The organism is Pelomonas sp. Root1444, from assembly GCF_001426885.1.
Classification (GTDB): domain Bacteria; phylum Pseudomonadota; class Gammaproteobacteria; order Burkholderiales; family Burkholderiaceae_C; genus Pelomonas.
The window spans coordinates 549,363-549,794 of the sequence record NZ_LMFP01000001.1 but is presented as its reverse complement, the minus strand read 5'-3'; the positions used below and the strand labels follow the sequence as shown (position 1 = coordinate 549,794).

Genomic DNA, 432 nt, shown 5'->3' with positions numbered 1-432 from the left:
AACTTTCTTCTGCGGCGCCAGAAGAAAGTCACCAAAGAAGAGGCGCTGAACCGCACGCGAGCGGCACGCCGCCAAGAACGGCGCGCGAGAACGCTCAGTGCCATTGCGCCACGAAGCGACCCGCTGCGCTCTCGCTGCTGTCCCTATGACGAGCACCATCCATCGCCTCTTCACGCCGGTTAACGCCGGCTGCACGCCGGGCTCATCAGGAAAAACCGCGTCGCTGGGGCGACGCCGCCGAGCGCAACTAGCCGTCGCGTCGCCCCAGCGACGCTGCATTTGGTCTTCTGGTGAGCCCGGCGTGCAGCCGCGCGTTAAGCGGGCAGGTGGTGCGATGAGTGACGCTGGTGACAAGGACAGCAGCGAGAGCGCAGCGGCTCGCGTTTGCCCGAACGACGATGGGTTGTTGCGATGCGCAGCGAGTGCACGTGG

Annotated in this window: 1 protein-coding gene; it reads right to left on the bottom strand. The window is 65.7% G+C overall.

All coding sequences use genetic code 11. The features are described from left to right. Positions 1–279 (bottom strand): hypothetical protein (locus tag ASD35_RS27860; protein WP_235538209.1); only part of this gene is annotated, 279 nt, incomplete at its 3' end. Positions 280–432 lie beyond the last annotated feature (153 nt).